Annotated in this window: 10 protein-coding genes and 2 pseudogenes; 3 read left to right on the top strand and 9 right to left on the bottom strand. The window is 63.4% G+C overall.

Annotated elements, in window-relative coordinates:
* Positions 1 to 5: 5 nt before the first annotated feature.
* From ACVWYI_RS23035 to ACVWYI_RS23075, 9 genes and pseudogenes are all read right to left on the bottom strand, one after another.
* Positions 6 to 1,274 carry a lipoprotein-releasing ABC transporter permease subunit gene (locus ACVWYI_RS23035; protein ID WP_456649699.1) on the bottom strand — a complete coding sequence of 423 codons (1,269 nt, stop codon included), beginning with the start codon at positions 1,272 to 1,274 and terminating at the stop codon, positions 6 to 8.
* An 84-nt stretch (positions 1,275 to 1,358) separates the two neighbouring features.
* The gene (gene proS, locus ACVWYI_RS23040; RefSeq protein ID WP_354104809.1) at positions 1,359 to 2,678 is read right to left on the bottom strand and encodes a proline--tRNA ligase; all 1,320 of its coding nucleotides are present in this window, start codon (positions 2,676 to 2,678) and stop codon (positions 1,359 to 1,361) included.
* Between the two features lie 154 nt (positions 2,679 to 2,832).
* The gene (locus tag ACVWYI_RS23045) at positions 2,833 to 4,386 is read right to left on the bottom strand and encodes a copper resistance CopC/CopD family protein (RefSeq protein ID WP_354104810.1); all 1,554 of its coding nucleotides are present in this window, start codon (positions 4,384 to 4,386) and stop codon (positions 2,833 to 2,835) included.
* Positions 4,386 to 4,904 carry a YcnI family copper-binding membrane protein gene (locus ACVWYI_RS23050; protein ID WP_247447356.1) on the bottom strand — a complete coding sequence of 173 codons (519 nt, stop codon included), beginning with the start codon at positions 4,902 to 4,904 and terminating at the stop codon, positions 4,386 to 4,388. Before ACVWYI_RS23050 ends, ACVWYI_RS23045 begins: the two co-directional genes overlap by 1 nt.
* 32 nt (positions 4,905 to 4,936) lie before the next feature.
* A complete protein-coding gene (locus ACVWYI_RS23055; RefSeq protein WP_456663292.1) occupies positions 4,937 to 5,458 on the bottom strand; it encodes a copper chaperone PCu(A)C in 522 nt (173 codons plus the stop codon).
* 28 nt (positions 5,459 to 5,486) lie between these two features.
* On the bottom strand, positions 5,487 to 5,984 hold the full coding sequence (locus ACVWYI_RS23060) for a TlpA family protein disulfide reductase (protein WP_456663293.1): 498 nt from the start codon (positions 5,982 to 5,984) through the stop codon (positions 5,487 to 5,489).
* A complete protein-coding gene (locus tag ACVWYI_RS23065) occupies positions 5,981 to 7,192 on the bottom strand; it encodes a sialidase family protein (RefSeq protein WP_456663294.1) in 1,212 nt (403 codons plus the stop codon). Before ACVWYI_RS23065 ends, ACVWYI_RS23060 begins: the two co-directional genes overlap by 4 nt.
* A gap of 26 nt (positions 7,193 to 7,218) precedes the next feature.
* On the bottom strand, positions 7,219 to 9,630 hold the full coding sequence (locus tag ACVWYI_RS23070; RefSeq protein ID WP_456663295.1) for a TonB-dependent receptor domain-containing protein: 2,412 nt from the start codon (positions 9,628 to 9,630) through the stop codon (positions 7,219 to 7,221).
* A gap of 88 nt (positions 9,631 to 9,718) precedes the next feature.
* Positions 9,719 to 10,090 (bottom strand): annotated as a pseudogene (locus tag ACVWYI_RS23075) (DUF2946 domain-containing protein); the annotation flags it as partial.
* 480 nt (positions 10,091 to 10,570) lie between these two features.
* Here ACVWYI_RS23075 and ACVWYI_RS23080 point away from each other — a divergent pair.
* The 3 genes and pseudogenes from ACVWYI_RS23080 to ACVWYI_RS23090 all read left to right on the top strand — a co-directional run bounded on the left by ACVWYI_RS23080 (position 10,571) and on the right by ACVWYI_RS23090 (position 13,642).
* Positions 10,571 to 10,975, top strand: a complete 405-nt coding sequence (locus ACVWYI_RS23080; protein WP_456663296.1) for a globin — start codon at positions 10,571 to 10,573, stop codon at positions 10,973 to 10,975.
* 134 nt (positions 10,976 to 11,109) lie between these two features.
* A complete protein-coding gene (locus ACVWYI_RS23085) occupies positions 11,110 to 12,132 on the top strand; it encodes a sugar ABC transporter substrate-binding protein (protein WP_247349284.1) in 1,023 nt (340 codons plus the stop codon).
* A 6-nt stretch (positions 12,133 to 12,138) separates the two neighbouring features.
* A pseudogene (locus ACVWYI_RS23090) lies at positions 12,139 to 13,642 on the top strand (sugar ABC transporter ATP-binding protein).
* Positions 13,643 to 13,645: the final 3 nt, after the last annotated feature.

Below are 13,645 nucleotides of genomic sequence, written 5' to 3' on the forward strand. Positions count from 1 at the left end.
GCCCCTCACTCGTACCGCAGCGCTTCGACGGGATCGAGGCGTGCGGCCCGCCAGGACGGATACAGCGTCGCCAGGAACGACAGCGTCAGCGCCATGATGACGACGGCCGAGGTCTCGCCGATGTCGATCTCGGCGGGCAGCTTCGACAGGAAATAGAGCTCTGGCGAAAACAGCTCGGTGCTGGTCAGCCAGGACAGGAATTGCCTGATCGACTCGATGTTGAGGCAGATCACCAGCCCGACGAAGAAGCCGACCATCGTACCGACCACGCCGATCGAGGCGCCCGTAATCAGGAAGATGCGCATGATCGAGCCTTGCGAGGCTCCCATCGTGCGCAGGATCGCGATGTCGCTGCCCTTGTCCTTCACCAGCATGATCAGGCCGGAGACGATGTTGAGCGCCGCGACCAGCACGATCATGGTGAGGATCAGGAACATCACGTTGCGCTCGACCTGGAGCGCGTTGAAGAAGGTCGAGTTGCGCTGGCGCCAGTCGACCAGGAACACCGGCCGGCCCGCCGCCTCCGTCACGGCCTGGCGAAACGCTACGATCTGATCCGGATTGGTGGTGAAGACCTCGATCGAGGTGACGTCGTTGCTGCGGTTGAAATAGGCCTGCGCCTCCGCGAGCGGCATGAACACGAAGCCGAGATCATACTCGGACATGCCGATCTCGAACACCGCGGCGATCTTGTACGGTTTTATGCGCGGCGTCGTGCCCATCGGGGTAACCGCGCCCTTCGGCGCCACCAGCGTGATGCTGTCGCCGGCGTGCAGCGACAACTGGTCAGCGAGTCGCCGGCCGATCGCGACCCCCTGCCCGTCGTCAAAACCCTCGAGCGAGCCCTGCTTGATGTTCTTGGCGATCGAGGTGAGGTTGTTGAGGTCGTCGGAGCGGATGCCGCGCACCAGGACGCCCGAGGCGTTCCACGGCGATGACGCCAACGCCTGGCCGTCCACCACGGGCGCGGCGAGCCGGATGCCCTGGACCTGGCTGAGACGGTCGGCGACGTCCTTCCAGTCGGTCAGCGGCGATTCCAGCGGCTGGACCAGGATGTGGCCGTTGAGCCCCAGGATCTTGTCGAGCAGTTCCTTGCGGAAGCCGTTCATGACGGCCATGACGATGATCAGCGTCGCCACCCCCAGCATGATCCCGAGAAAGGAGAACCCGGCAATGACCGAGATGAATCCCTCCTTGCGGCGCGCCCGCAAATAGCGCGCCGACAGCATCCACTCGAATGGCGCAAAAGGCGCGGTCTGTACAGTCTTGGTCATGGGTTCATCCATCGGTTGATAATCCCATGATTCGGGGTCAATTGTGGCCGGATTGCCGGCCCATTACCGCGCGGTGAACACTATTCAGCCGGCCAGACGCGCAACCACGTCCGCAGGCGACATATTCTCGCGCGAGCCGTCGGCACGCCGCTTCAACTCGATCTTGCCGTCGGCGAGCCCCTTCGGCCCGATCATGATCTGCCAGGGGATCCCGATCAGGTCGGCGGCGGCGAATTTGGCCCCGGCGCGCTGGTCGGTGTCGTCGTAGAGCACGTCGACGCCCTTGGCGGAAAGCTCCGCATAGAGCTTCTCGCAGGCTGCATCGACCGCGGCGTCGCCCTGCTTGAGGTTGAGAATCGACACCCGGAACGGGGCCACGGCCTCGGGCCATTTGATGCCGGCATCGTCATGGCAGGCCTCGATGATGGCGCCGAGCAGGCGCGAGACGCCGACGCCGTAGGAGCCGCCGTGGATCGGCACATCGACACCGTCGGGACCCGCAACCAGCGCCTTCATTGCGTCGGAATACTTCGTGCCGAAATAGAAGATCTGCCCGACCTCGATACCGCGGGTGTTCACCCGCTTGTCCGCGGGCACTTCCTGCTCGAAGCGCGCGGCGTCGTGAACGTCTTCCGTCGCCGCATAGACCGAGGTCCATTGCTTGATGATCGGCGTCAAATCGCTCTCATAGTCGACGTCCTCGCCCGGCACCGGCAGGTCAAGCACGTCGCGATTGATGAAAACGCCGGATTCGCCGGTCTCGGCCAGCACGATGAACTCGTGGCTGAGATCGCCGCCGATCGGGCCGGTCTCGGCGCGCATCGGGATTGCCTTCAGCCCCATCCGCGCGAAGGTGCGCAGATACGCCACGAACATCTTGTTGTAGGAGACCCGCGCCGCGGCCTCGTTAAGGTCGAACGAATAAGCGTCCTTCATCAGGAACTCGCGGCCGCGCATCACGCCGAAGCGTGGGCGCTGCTCGTCGCGGAATTTCCATTGGATATGGTAGAGATTGAGCGGCAGGCTCTTATAGGACTTCACATAGGCACGGAAGATCTCGGTGATCATTTCCTCGTTGGTCGGCCCGTACAGCAGCTCACGCTTGTGGCGGTCGGCGATGCGCAGCATCTCCGGACCGTAAGCATCGTAGCGGCCGCTCTCGCGCCAGAGGTCGGCGAGCTGGAGCGTCGGCATCAACAGTTCCAGCGCACCGGAGCGGTCCTGCTCCTCGCGCACGATCTGCTCGATCTTCTTCAGCACACGAAAGCCGAGCGGCAGCCAGGCATAGATGCCGGCGGCCTCCTGTCGGATCATGCCGGCGCGCAGCATCAGCCGATGCGAGACAATTTCCGCCTCTTTCGGATTTTCCTTCAGGATCGGCAGAAAGAACCGCGACAACCGCATGGCAATACTCGAGGAATCAGTGACGGCTTGCAGTGAAACCGGAATTGAGAGCCAAAACACAAGACCATGAATGAGGAAAAGCCGCTAAGGCAACGGAATTCCTGTCATTTTTCCGTCGACTTGAGGTTCAGCCTGAGCTGCCGAAGAGCCGGATTCAGGGCGCCCCCACCTCGAGTTCGTCCTCCAGCGTGATCATCTCGAAATCGGTCACCAGCGCGTCGATCCGCATATGCCAGCGGCCGGCAAAGGGAAGCTCGACTTTGCGCACGTGCCAGTAGCCATCGGGTCCTAGCGAAGCGTTCCGCTCCATCGGCTCGATGCCCCGTTCAGGCAGGCTCAGGGTCAGCGTCGCTTCCTTGGCGGTCAGCGGCGTCGCGTCGCCGGTCATGAGCTGGAGCACGAAATCGTCGAGCCCGGCCTTACCCGGCGAGACCAGGACTTGGAACATCGCCTTGTCGGTGTGAATGTGGATGGCGAGCGGCGTCTCCGGAACGATCGTCCGCGGCGGCGGCGTGAAGCGCCAGCCCGCGACGACGGCAAAGATGCCGAGCGTGATGGCGCATTCGAACAGGATCGAGCGCTTGAGGGCTGGCGCGGCCTTGTGATCCCCGGGGAGCGCCGGGGTCAGGCGAAAGCGGTTGAGCGCGGCAAGCGCCAGCAGCACCACGACCAGCGCCAGCTTGATCGAGAGGATCAGGCCGTAGCGGGTCTCGACCAATGCAGACAGCTTTTCAAGCTGGACGAAGGCGAGCGCGAGGCCGGTCAATGCGAGAACGCCAACGACCGGGACGGCGATGTGGGAAAAGCGGTTCACGACAGGCAATGCCGCGGCTGGCGACTTCGACACAAGTGCAGCGAGCGGGACCAGCGCGCCAATCCAAAAGGCAACGGCGAGGCCATGCAGGAAGATAGCAGGCCGCGTGAGCGCCTCGGGCGGTGCCGTAGCAGCGTGCCCGGTCATGGCGAGCGACAGACCGACGCCGACGAAGGCGATGAGAGCAAGAGCGCGTGCATACCCCGTACCGCGCAGCGCCATTAACGCGAACAGCATCGCAGCGATGGCAACAAGCAGCGCGGGGCCGGCGCTAGTCTCAAATGCGACTTTCCAGGGAGCAATCGTCGCGAGAGCCGCCAGCGGCAGCCCAAGAAGATCGAGACCCAGCGCACCAAGGGACGCAACCGCGCTCGGAAGGCCGATCGCGAGCGCTATGCGCGGCACGGCCATGCCGGTCATCGACCACGCAACGCAGCGCGCAAAGAACACGCCGCCGGCGCCGACGAACAGGCCAAGATAGAGACCGACCCGCGTCAGCCAGATCAGCACGTTCAATCCGCTATCCGCGTTTGCCGGAGGTTGCGTCCCCGTCGGCCGGCCGATCGAGAAGATCACCGATCCCGCGACGGGATGGCCATCCTGCGAGATCACGCGATAGCTGACGACCGCCGTGCCCTGCGGCAGGTCCGCCGGCATCGCAATCGAGATCGTCTCGCCCGATGCGCTGACGCGCACATCACCCCGCGCCCTGCCCGCGCCGTCGATCAGTTGGATCGCGCCCGGCGTCACCGCCTCGTTGAAGCGCAGCTCCACCGTCTTCGGCGCGCTCGCGAGCATGCTGCCGCTCGGCGGCTCGACCGCGACGAGGGCCGCGTGCGCCGAGGCGCCGGTCGCGAAGCCGACAAAGAGGAGCAGCGCGGCGAGCAGGCGCATCAGGGTTTTGGCAGGAGTTTTACGCCCGGCGCCGGTGACTTGCCCTCGCGCGAATGCCCCGCTCCCTCCGCTGGAATCTCGATCCAGCGGCTGACGCCGGTCTCGCATTCCTGGACGACGGGGAAGTACAGAATCGTGTTCGGCTTGAGCGTGTCGGTCAGGGCCGTGTGCATGACGAACTCGTCATAGTTCTTGTCCGGCAGCTTGCCGCCGGACCAAGTCACCTCCTTGACGCCGGAGGAGAGCTTGGTGCCGTGATAGTCGTATTCGCCGGCATATTTGCCCTCGACGACATCGACGTTCCAGCCGGCCTTCGGCATCGGCTTCACCGCGATCACGCCCTCGGGGATCTGCACCCGGATCTTCACCGTCGGCGAGCCCGCGCAACCGTGCGGCACGGCGAAGACGGCTTTGTACGATCCCCCCACAGTCGCCTGCTTGGCTTCGAGGAAGACGTGCGCGGTCGCCGGCGTTGCCGCAAATGCGCTCAGAAAAATCAGCCAGATTCGCGTCGACATGTTCGGTCTCCCGAAGGTCCGGATCATGCTCGTCACATCTTCATTCCCGAATGATCAGGCATTTTCTTCATCATCTGCCCGCTATCGCCGGGCGCCTGGGCGCCGACGCCCTGGACCTCGAGGGAGACGGCAACTTTGCCGGCCTTCTCGAACTGAAGCGTCACCGGCACCTTGTCGCCCTGCTTGAAGGGGCCCTTCAGCTCCTGAAGCATGAGGTGGTAGCCGCCGGGGGCGAACTTCACCGTCTTGCCGGGATCAATCACGAGGCCCTTGTCGAGCAGGCGCATCTTCATCACGCCGTTATCCATCGCCATTTCATGAACCTCAGCCTTCCCCGCGATATCGGCGGAAATGCTGACCAGCTTGTCGGCGGTCATGCCCTTGTTCTCGATGGTCAGATAACCGCCGGCGACCTTGGCGCCGCCCGGTGTCGCCCGGCTCCACGCCTGCGAGATGACGAGATCGCCCGCCTTGACGTCGTCGGCCACCGCTGGCGCCGCGCAGAGCGCGAGAGCGAACGCCGCGAACAGCACATCTTTCAACATGGTCTTCATATCGGTCTTCCCGTTTGCAGATTGACTTTCAGTGTGTGGAGAGTTGTTGCGCCGACCATTTTTCGAGGTCGGCTATCTCGGCCGAGCCTTCGACCGTCGTAATGGCTCCATCGCGAGATATGAGCATTGTCCGGGGAATGTCGCCCTGCCAGCCGGGGTCGATCTCGAACCGCAAACGTTCGACAAAGCCGTCATTGAAGATGAAATTTTCGGTCGAGGACAGCCCCGCTCTGTCGAGCATCGATTGCGTCGCCGCCGGCAAGTTCGGCACGAGATCCGCGCTGATCGTGACGACGTCGATCCCGGGATGATCCTTCGCAAACTGCCCGAGCAGCGGCAGCTCGACCTTGCAGGGCCCGCAGGTTACGCCCCAGAAATGCACGAGCGTCGGGCGACCCGCATGGCCCCTCAGCACGCTTTGCCACGCGCCGCGCTCGAACGGTTTCAGAGCCGGGGCTGCCCCTGGCGCAGACGCTGAGGCGATCAGGAGACCCAGGCCCAGCAGGCCGGCAAATCGACGTCTCATGGCTGGTCCTCGATTGCTGCAATCCGATAGCCATCCGCCTTCGTCATCCATGACAGGTAGGTCTGCCGGCCGTTGGAAACGAGCAAGGGGTGGTCGGAGGTGTCGGTGGTGCTCGATATCGTTCTCGGTGCCGACCACGTCTCGCCATCGTCGTGCGAGATCGTCATCTGCACCGAGGTCTTCTCGCCATCGAACTCTTTCCAGACCATCACCGTTCCCGCCGGGCCCGCAAGCACGAACGGGCGCGTCGGACTGCGATCAGGCCGCCCCAGCGCCAAGGGCGCAGAGAACGTGCGGCCTTCGTCGCGCGAGTGGGCGTAGAACAATCCCTTTCGCACCTTCCCGTTGGTGTACCAGGCGACGTGATAGGTCCCGTTCGGTGCAACCGTGAGGCTCGGCCCGTGATGCGGGCAAGCATTGATCTGCCAGTCGTCATTGCTGACCCGATGGATTTCACCTGGCGTCGAGACGTCGGTGAAGGTCATGACCGCATGATCGCGCACGCCGCCCTCGAAGATGTTTCTGAAGATCACGACCGGCCGCCCCGGTGCTGCGAACGTCAACCCCAATCGGCAGCATTCGCAGGTGTTGTCACGCGCGAGACTGGCCTCTGCGTAGGTGGCGCCGCCATCGCGCGACGACGCAAAGAACAGCCCTGCGCCCTCGTACTTCCGTCCCGCCTCCTTCGCCGGGACGCGATTGCGCTTGTCGAGCCAGGCCGCGAAGACAGTGCCATCCTGATCGAGCGCCAGCGCCTCAAAACGCTGGCTCTCGTTGTTTGCGGTGATCGGCTTCAGCTCCGCAAAGCTCCTCCCGCCATCGGCCGAGCGCGTGTAGAGCACCTGACCGTTGAATGCCTCGTCCCTGAAGATCGAGAATGCGAGGGCGATGCCGCCCTTGCGATCGACCACGATCTTCGGCCGGGCATCCGGCCCCCAGTCGAGGTTGAGCCGCGTCGTCGTGACCTGGGTGGGCGGCGAAAAACTCCGCCCTGCATCCTGCGAACTCGCAACCGAAACCTGCCCGCCCGCCATCCAGGCGAGCCACAGCGTTCCGTCCGGGCCGAATGCAGGCGTCGCCTTGGTTGCGCAACGCAACGTGGGCTCCTCACAGGCCGCTTCCGAGGCATGCTGAGTATGCATCTGCGCGAGCGCCGTACCTTGCAAGAACGCAAGGGCGACTATGCCGAGGAGGCCACTTCGGATCATGGCCCTACTCCCTTCAAGAGCCCGGATCATCTAAACGCCACCTTCATACCTGCAACGAACGTGCGCGGCGAGCCCGCATAGATCGATCCCGTTGTGTTTGCGAGCACGCTCGCAGGATTTTGAAGGCCGGCCCCGGTCACCGTGTTGGCGATGTTGTTTGCCGACGCAACGTAGGTGCGATCGAACACGTTCCTGACTTCGAGAAACAGGTTGAGGGATCTGAAGGTATCCGACACCAGATCCGTCTTGTAGTGGACGTTCACATTGACCAGCTCATAACCTGGCGCTTTCAGCAGATTTGCATTGTCCATGTAGAAGGAGTCCTTCCACTGGACTTCGACAAAACCTCCCAGCCCCGTCAGTGGCCCCGCGAATTCGTCGTAGCCGATCCTGGCCGTCAGCTCGTTAGGCGAGATTCCGGGGATCTTGTTGCCTGCCCGGTTGAAGCTGAACACCGCGACATTGGTGATGTTCTCCACATACTCGGTGTAGACCTCGTCGAGATAGGTGTACGCCGCCATGAACCGCCAGCCCGGATAGAACTTCCAGTCGGCGGCGAGCTCGATGCCGCGATGTTCGGAGCGCGGCGCGTTGAATGTATAGCTTGTGTTGGCTGAATTGGCTGGAGTTGCCTGCGATACAAGTTCGTCGCGGAAAAATTCGTAGAACCCAGTCGCGCTGACCTTGAGCGTGTTGCTCGGTGTCCAGTCGAAACCGAGATCGTAGCCCAGGTTCTTCTGGGTCTGGAGTTGGGTATTGTTGCCCGACAGCCCGCTCGCCAAAACGAACAGGTTCGAAACCTGCGGAGTGCCGTACCCCGTCGCGACCCGTCCCCGGAGCAGCCATTCGCTGTTGACTGTATAAAGCAACGCCAGCTCGGGCGACGTATTCTGGAACTGCCTGTCCGCGGCCGTAATCTTCAGAGGATCCAGGACGCCTGTCGGACCAGTGTAGCTGTAGGCCGTGTTTATGCCCTTCAGGACGGTTTGCTCCCAGCCGATGCCGGCAACGGCGAGCAGCGATGGTGTCAGCCTCAGCTCCTCTCGCGCGCGCACGCCGTAGTTCGACGTTTCGCTGTAGAGATTGTTCGTGATCCTGCCAAGCGTGGCATTGCCCCCCGGCATCACGCTTCGGGTGTCGCTCGACGCCGTCAGGGTGTTGTAGAAAGCGCCAAAGAACGCGGTCGACTCCAGGCCGAGAATTTCGCCCCGCTTGGTGAGATCGCTCATGTAATTATACGACGGGAAGTCGCCGATCGCGCTGGTCGTGCCGGTGGGCTGACTGATGTTCCTGTCGTCGAACACGAACTGGTTGCGCCAGGTCGTGGTGTTGTCAAAATCGTGCTCCCACCGGCCGCCGACGATGGTGCGGCGGTCGTTGCGGCCGAGCCCGGCCTGCACGGCCGTCTCCTTGTCGGTTCCGGCGGTCGCGTTGAAGCCGTTGTTGTTCAGCGTGACCGTACCGCATCCGGCCGCGGCCGCGGCGCCGGTCGCGCAGCCTTGCTGGAAGGGATTTTGATAGTACTGGTTCAGCGACTGTCGGATTGGCAGCCGCGCGCTGAGGTCGTTGTTGATGATCTTGACCGTGAAGCGATCGTCCGGCGTCGCCTTCAGCGTTCCGAGGAAATTGACGGTCTGCGTGTTGAACCAGCTATTGCCGATGTAGCCGTCGCCCCGCGTGTCGCTTGCAAACAGCGAGCCCTCGAAATTCCCGACCTTCTTGCCGGCTGCCAGGTAGTTGTTGCGATAACCGTAGCTGCCGCCGTCGACGCCATATTCGACGCCGTCGATCGTGCCGCCCCGCCGCGTTCGAAAATTGAGCGCGCCGCCGGTCGCATAATTGCCGTAGAGCGCCGACGAAGGGCCGCGGATCACGTCGATCGCACCATAGGCATGGGGATCGATCAGGTCGCTCCGCGACAGGCCGTCCGGCTGCGTCACCGGAAAACCGTCGTCGAAGATCACGAGATTGCGGATGCCAAAGCCGTTCCGGGCGTTGGAGCCGCGAATCGAGATGCCGAAATCGCGGGGGCCATTCCCCTGCTTGATCGAGATGCCCGGACTATCCCGCAAGACGTCGCTGACCGAAAACGACGGGCGATTGTCGAACTGGCTGCGATCGATGGTCGTCGCGGTCTGTCCGGCAGGCGCCTGATTGAGACCATCTCGGGCTGCACCAGCAGTCACTGTCCTGCTTTGGGTCGGTGCGCTGACGTTCGCGTTCGCCGCAACAGGCCTCGCCGCGCGGCCCGCCGAAGCGGAGCGTAGTCGTGATGGCCGGGTTACCGCTGGTTTGGGCCGGGCGGCCTGCGGCGCCTCAACGGTCACCGCGGGAAGCACGGTATTGCTGTTTTGGGCAAAGACTCCGCTCGACGACGCAAGCAGCGCAGCCTGAACGGCAACGAGGCTCACGCCACGGCGGGCATAACAACGTAACATGGGGCATTCCTGACGCCGGCAGCTATCGCCGGCCAATGACAACATCAATCGCCAGCGGACGGGCCGCGGCGTTACCTTGGGTCGTCAGGGAAAACTGAGGCGGCGCGCGTGCCTGGGCGTTTGAGTCCCTATAGACGGCGACGGCGGATACATCCGCCACGTGCCACACCACGCGCTCGGCGTGGCGGAAGGGAATGGAGAGCGCGGCGTGCGGCGGCGAATCGGGTGACGCGCCCACCTGCGCCAGACAACACAGCGCGCAGGCGCCACCATGCGCGGCCGGTGCACCGTTCTGGTCGCTCAGGCCGCCCTGCTCGCTCGGGCTGTGGCAGATGACGGCTGCAGAAAGCGGATTGGCCACGGCCTGGCCGGCCGCCAAACAGGCGGCGATCGGCGCCAGCACCTGCATCGCCAAAGCGAGCAGGACCAGGGGTAAGAATTTTTGCAACCGTGCGCGCATCCGCCGAACCATTCGTTCGTCTACCAACTAAACACCGCGCGGAGAGCCGAGTCGAGGCCGGTTCCGCGGCCTTCTTGGTTCAGCGCAAATTTCTGGAGAACTGTGGTCGGGCCGCCCCACGAGAGGGGATCTGCGGCATTCGAGGCAGTCCCGCAACCCTGCCCCTCCACAGATTTCTTATATTTGTCATATGCTTACAAGACCGGAAGCCTGATCATTTCGTTAATTGCTCGAATTTTGAACATTCGTTGCCGAAAATGATGACAAGTGAGAAAAGTTGATCTAGCATCCCTCTTGCTCAGGCTGGCCGTGAGGTCGAAGTCTGGTGGTCCAAGTCTCGGGAGGAGCCCCTGACGCGCAAAACGCAGCGTCGCCCCGCCAATCAAGATCAAATCTTAGAATCGGGGATAATAGGGTCGACACAATTTTCGAGCGGGGCTAGGGCCCCGCTCTTTTTTTGTCTGCATGGCCACGGCGCCGGTGAATAATTCTCCCAATCCGATCGAACGGGGCTTTGAACTCGCGGCCTTGCGCTGCGCGGATCTCACGCCGCTCGTCTATCAACGTCTGTTCGAAGAGCATCCCGAAACGCGGGCGATGTTCCGCACGCAAGGCAGCGAGCTCGTGATGGGATCGATGCTCGCGCTCACGATCGAGGCGATTCTCGACTTCGCCGGTGATCGTCGTGGGCATTTCCGGCTGATCGCGTGCGAGGTCGCCTCGCACGATGGCTACGGCACGCCGCGCGAGCTGTTCATCGCCTTCTTTGCCGTGATCAGGGATACGCTGCGCAGGTTGCTCGGCGATGAGTGGTCGCCGGATATCGCGCAGGCCTGGGACCGACTGCTCATCGAGATCGACGCATTTGCCGCCGTTCAGGCCTGACGCTTGCGCTGCACCAACACCGGTTGCGGCGATCTCGCGTGATTGCAGATTGAGTGGCATCAACTCTTGTGAGACACTTTCCGTATCGGTCGCGCAATCAATGACGCGCCGACGATAAAATATGGGAGCGAGCGATGTCCGGGACGAAAGATTTCTCGACGACGAGGCGCGATCTTCTTCAAGCGGCGGCAACCGCCGGCGCCGGGGCTGCCATCCTTGGCGGCATGGGCATAAACCCCGCCCTTGCAGCCGAAGTCGGACGAAGCGAGAAGCCGCTGAAGGCGGCGTTCTCCAATGCGGGCCTCCAGGCGACCTGGTGCGCGCAGGGCAAGCAGGCCGCGGAGTTCTGGGGCAAGCTGTTCAACGTCGAGGTCACCTGGTTCGACGGTCAGCTCGATGCGGTGAAGCAGCGCGCGGCGATCGACAACATGGCCTCGCAGAAGTGGGATTTCGTCGCCATCCAGGCTTTTGGCATCGGCACCCTCACCCAGCCCGTGCAGAAGATGATCGACGCCGGCACGCCCGTGATCGACATGGACACGCTGATTGCCCCTCTCGACCAGATCAACGTCCACTCTTTCCTCGCCCCCGACAACGAGTTCATGGGCGCGTCCGTGACGCAGGCGCTGTGCAACGCCATGGGCGGCAAGGGCAAGATCATCATGACGCAGGGCGCGCTCGGCCATACCGGCGCGCAGGGCCGTGCCAAAGGCTTCAACAATGTCGTGAAGCAATTCCCTGGCATCGAGGTGCTGGATACTCAGCCCGCAGATTGGGACGTCTCCAAGACCGCACGTCTCTGGGAAACCTATCTGACCAAGTACCCGCAGATCGACGCAGCGTTCTTCCACAATGACGACATGGCGCTTGCCGCCGCCAATATCATGAAAGCGCGGGGCCGCACCAATATCCTGATCGGCGGCGTCGATGCGATGCCGCCAGCGATCCAGGCGGTCAGCGAAGGCCGCATGTTCGCCACCGTGCGCAATCCGTCCTGCCGCATCCATGGCGGCGCGATCGTCGCGGGCGTCTCCGCCGTGGTCGGCGGGGAGAAGAGCGGACAGGGCATTCCCAAGAACGTCGTCACCGACGGTCCGGTCGTGACCAAGGCCAACGCACCCGGCATGCAGTGGATGGAGGATCACTTCCTGATCTGACCCTCCATGCCTGAGGGACATCAGCCCATCCTGGAATTGCAGGGCATCACGAAGAGCTTCGGCGGCGTCGAAGCGCTTCGTGGTGTCGATTTTGCGCTCTCACCCGGCGAGATCCATGGTCTCGTCGGCGAGAACGGCGCGGGAAAAAGCACGCTGATGAAGATCATCGCCGGCGTGCACACTGAATTCTCCGGCCGCTTCCTGATCGACGGACAGGAGACGCATTTCCGCTCGGCCCGCGATGCGCACTCCGCCGGCATCGCCATGGTGCACCAGGAGCTATCTGTCGCCCCCGACCTCACGGTCGCCGAGAACGTGTTTTTGGGCAACCAGCCGACCAACCGGCTCGGCCTGGTACAATGGCGACGGATGGCGCGCGAGGCCGGCGAGCAGCTCGCCCGCTTCGGCATCGACGTCGATCCGATGAGCAGGCTCGGCGACCTCCCGATCGGGCTTCAGCAATTGATCGAGATCGCGCGCGTACTGTTTTCCGGCGCGCGCATCGTCATCCTGGACGAGCCGACCTCCGCTCTTTCCCCGCCCGAGGTCGAACGGCTGTTCGCAACGCTGCGGCGCCTACGCGCGGAAAGGCACGGCAATCGTCTTCATCTCGCATTTCATCGAGGACATCTTGCGCGTGTCCGACACGGTGACCGTGTTCCGCAACGGGCGAAAGGTCGCGGAGACGGCAAGCGCTGCGACCAGCAAGGGCGCGCTGATCGAGGCCATGATCGGCCGCGGCGGTGAAGCGCTCGAGCACAGCTATAGCGACGATCTGATGCTGCCGCGGCCGAGCGACAGCTCGGTGGTCCTGAAGGTCGATCAGCTGTCGCTGGCCCGCAGCTTGAAGGACATCTCCTTCGAGGCGCGTGCCGGCGAAGTGCTGGGAATCTACGGCTTCATGGGCTGCGGCCAGCAGGAGCTGTCGCGCATATTGTTCGGCAAGCTGAAGCCGGATGCCGGCACGCTCGCCGTCGAGGGCAAGCCCAAGACCTTCGCCAGCACGGCAGCGGCGCGGCGCGCGGGCGTGGCGCTGGTGCCGGAGAGCCGGCGCGCGATGCTGTTCCACCAGGAGCCGGTCTACAAGAACATCTCGATCAGCATTCTCGATCGCATCTCGGCGCTGCTGCTCAAGCCGGCGCAGGAGCGCGATATCGCCCAGCGTCAGGTCGAGCAACTGCAGATCAGGCCGCCGGTGGTCGGCCTCGATCTCGGCATGCTCTCCGGCGGCAACCAGCAGAAGGTCGCGCTGGCGAAATGGCTGACCTATCCGCCAAAACTGCTGGTGCTGTGCGAGCCGACCCGCGGCATGGATGTCGGCGCCAAGAACGACGTCATCAACATCGTCCGCGACCTCCGCGCCAAAGGGCTCGCGATCATCGTGCTGTCGACCGAGCCGGAAACGGTGCTGTCGCTGGCCGACCGCATCCTCGTGCTCAAGCGCGGCGCATTGGTGCGGGAATTCAGGAACGAGCCGGTCAGCAAGGACCGCCTGCTGGAAGCGGCGTGACGG

This window comes from Bradyrhizobium sp. LB13.1 (assembly GCF_054056815.1).

Excerpts from the sequence above, each read along its gene's own strand:
- ACVWYI_RS23065 (WP_456663294.1), bottom strand. The coding sequence starts at position 7,192 with ATGATCCGAAGTGGCCTCCTCGGCATAGTCGCCCTTGCGTTCTTGCAA.
- proS (WP_354104809.1), bottom strand. The coding sequence starts at position 2,678 with ATGCGGTTGTCGCGGTTCTTTCTGCCGATCCTGAAGGAAAATCCGAAA.
- ACVWYI_RS23070 (WP_456663295.1), bottom strand. The coding sequence starts at position 9,630 with ATGTTACGTTGTTATGCCCGCCGTGGCGTGAGCCTCGTTGCCGTTCAG.
- ACVWYI_RS23055 (WP_456663292.1), bottom strand. The coding sequence starts at position 5,458 with ATGAAGACCATGTTGAAAGATGTGCTGTTCGCGGCGTTCGCTCTCGCG.
- ACVWYI_RS23050 (WP_247447356.1), bottom strand. The coding sequence starts at position 4,904 with ATGTCGACGCGAATCTGGCTGATTTTTCTGAGCGCATTTGCGGCAACG.
- ACVWYI_RS23035 (WP_456649699.1), bottom strand. The coding sequence starts at position 1,274 with ATGACCAAGACTGTACAGACCGCGCCTTTTGCGCCATTCGAGTGGATG.
- ACVWYI_RS23085 (WP_247349284.1), top strand. The coding sequence starts at position 11,110 with ATGTCCGGGACGAAAGATTTCTCGACGACGAGGCGCGATCTTCTTCAA.
- ACVWYI_RS23060 (WP_456663293.1), bottom strand. The coding sequence starts at position 5,984 with ATGAGACGTCGATTTGCCGGCCTGCTGGGCCTGGGTCTCCTGATCGCC.
- ACVWYI_RS23045 (WP_354104810.1), bottom strand. The coding sequence starts at position 4,386 with ATGCGCCTGCTCGCCGCGCTGCTCCTCTTTGTCGGCTTCGCGACCGGC.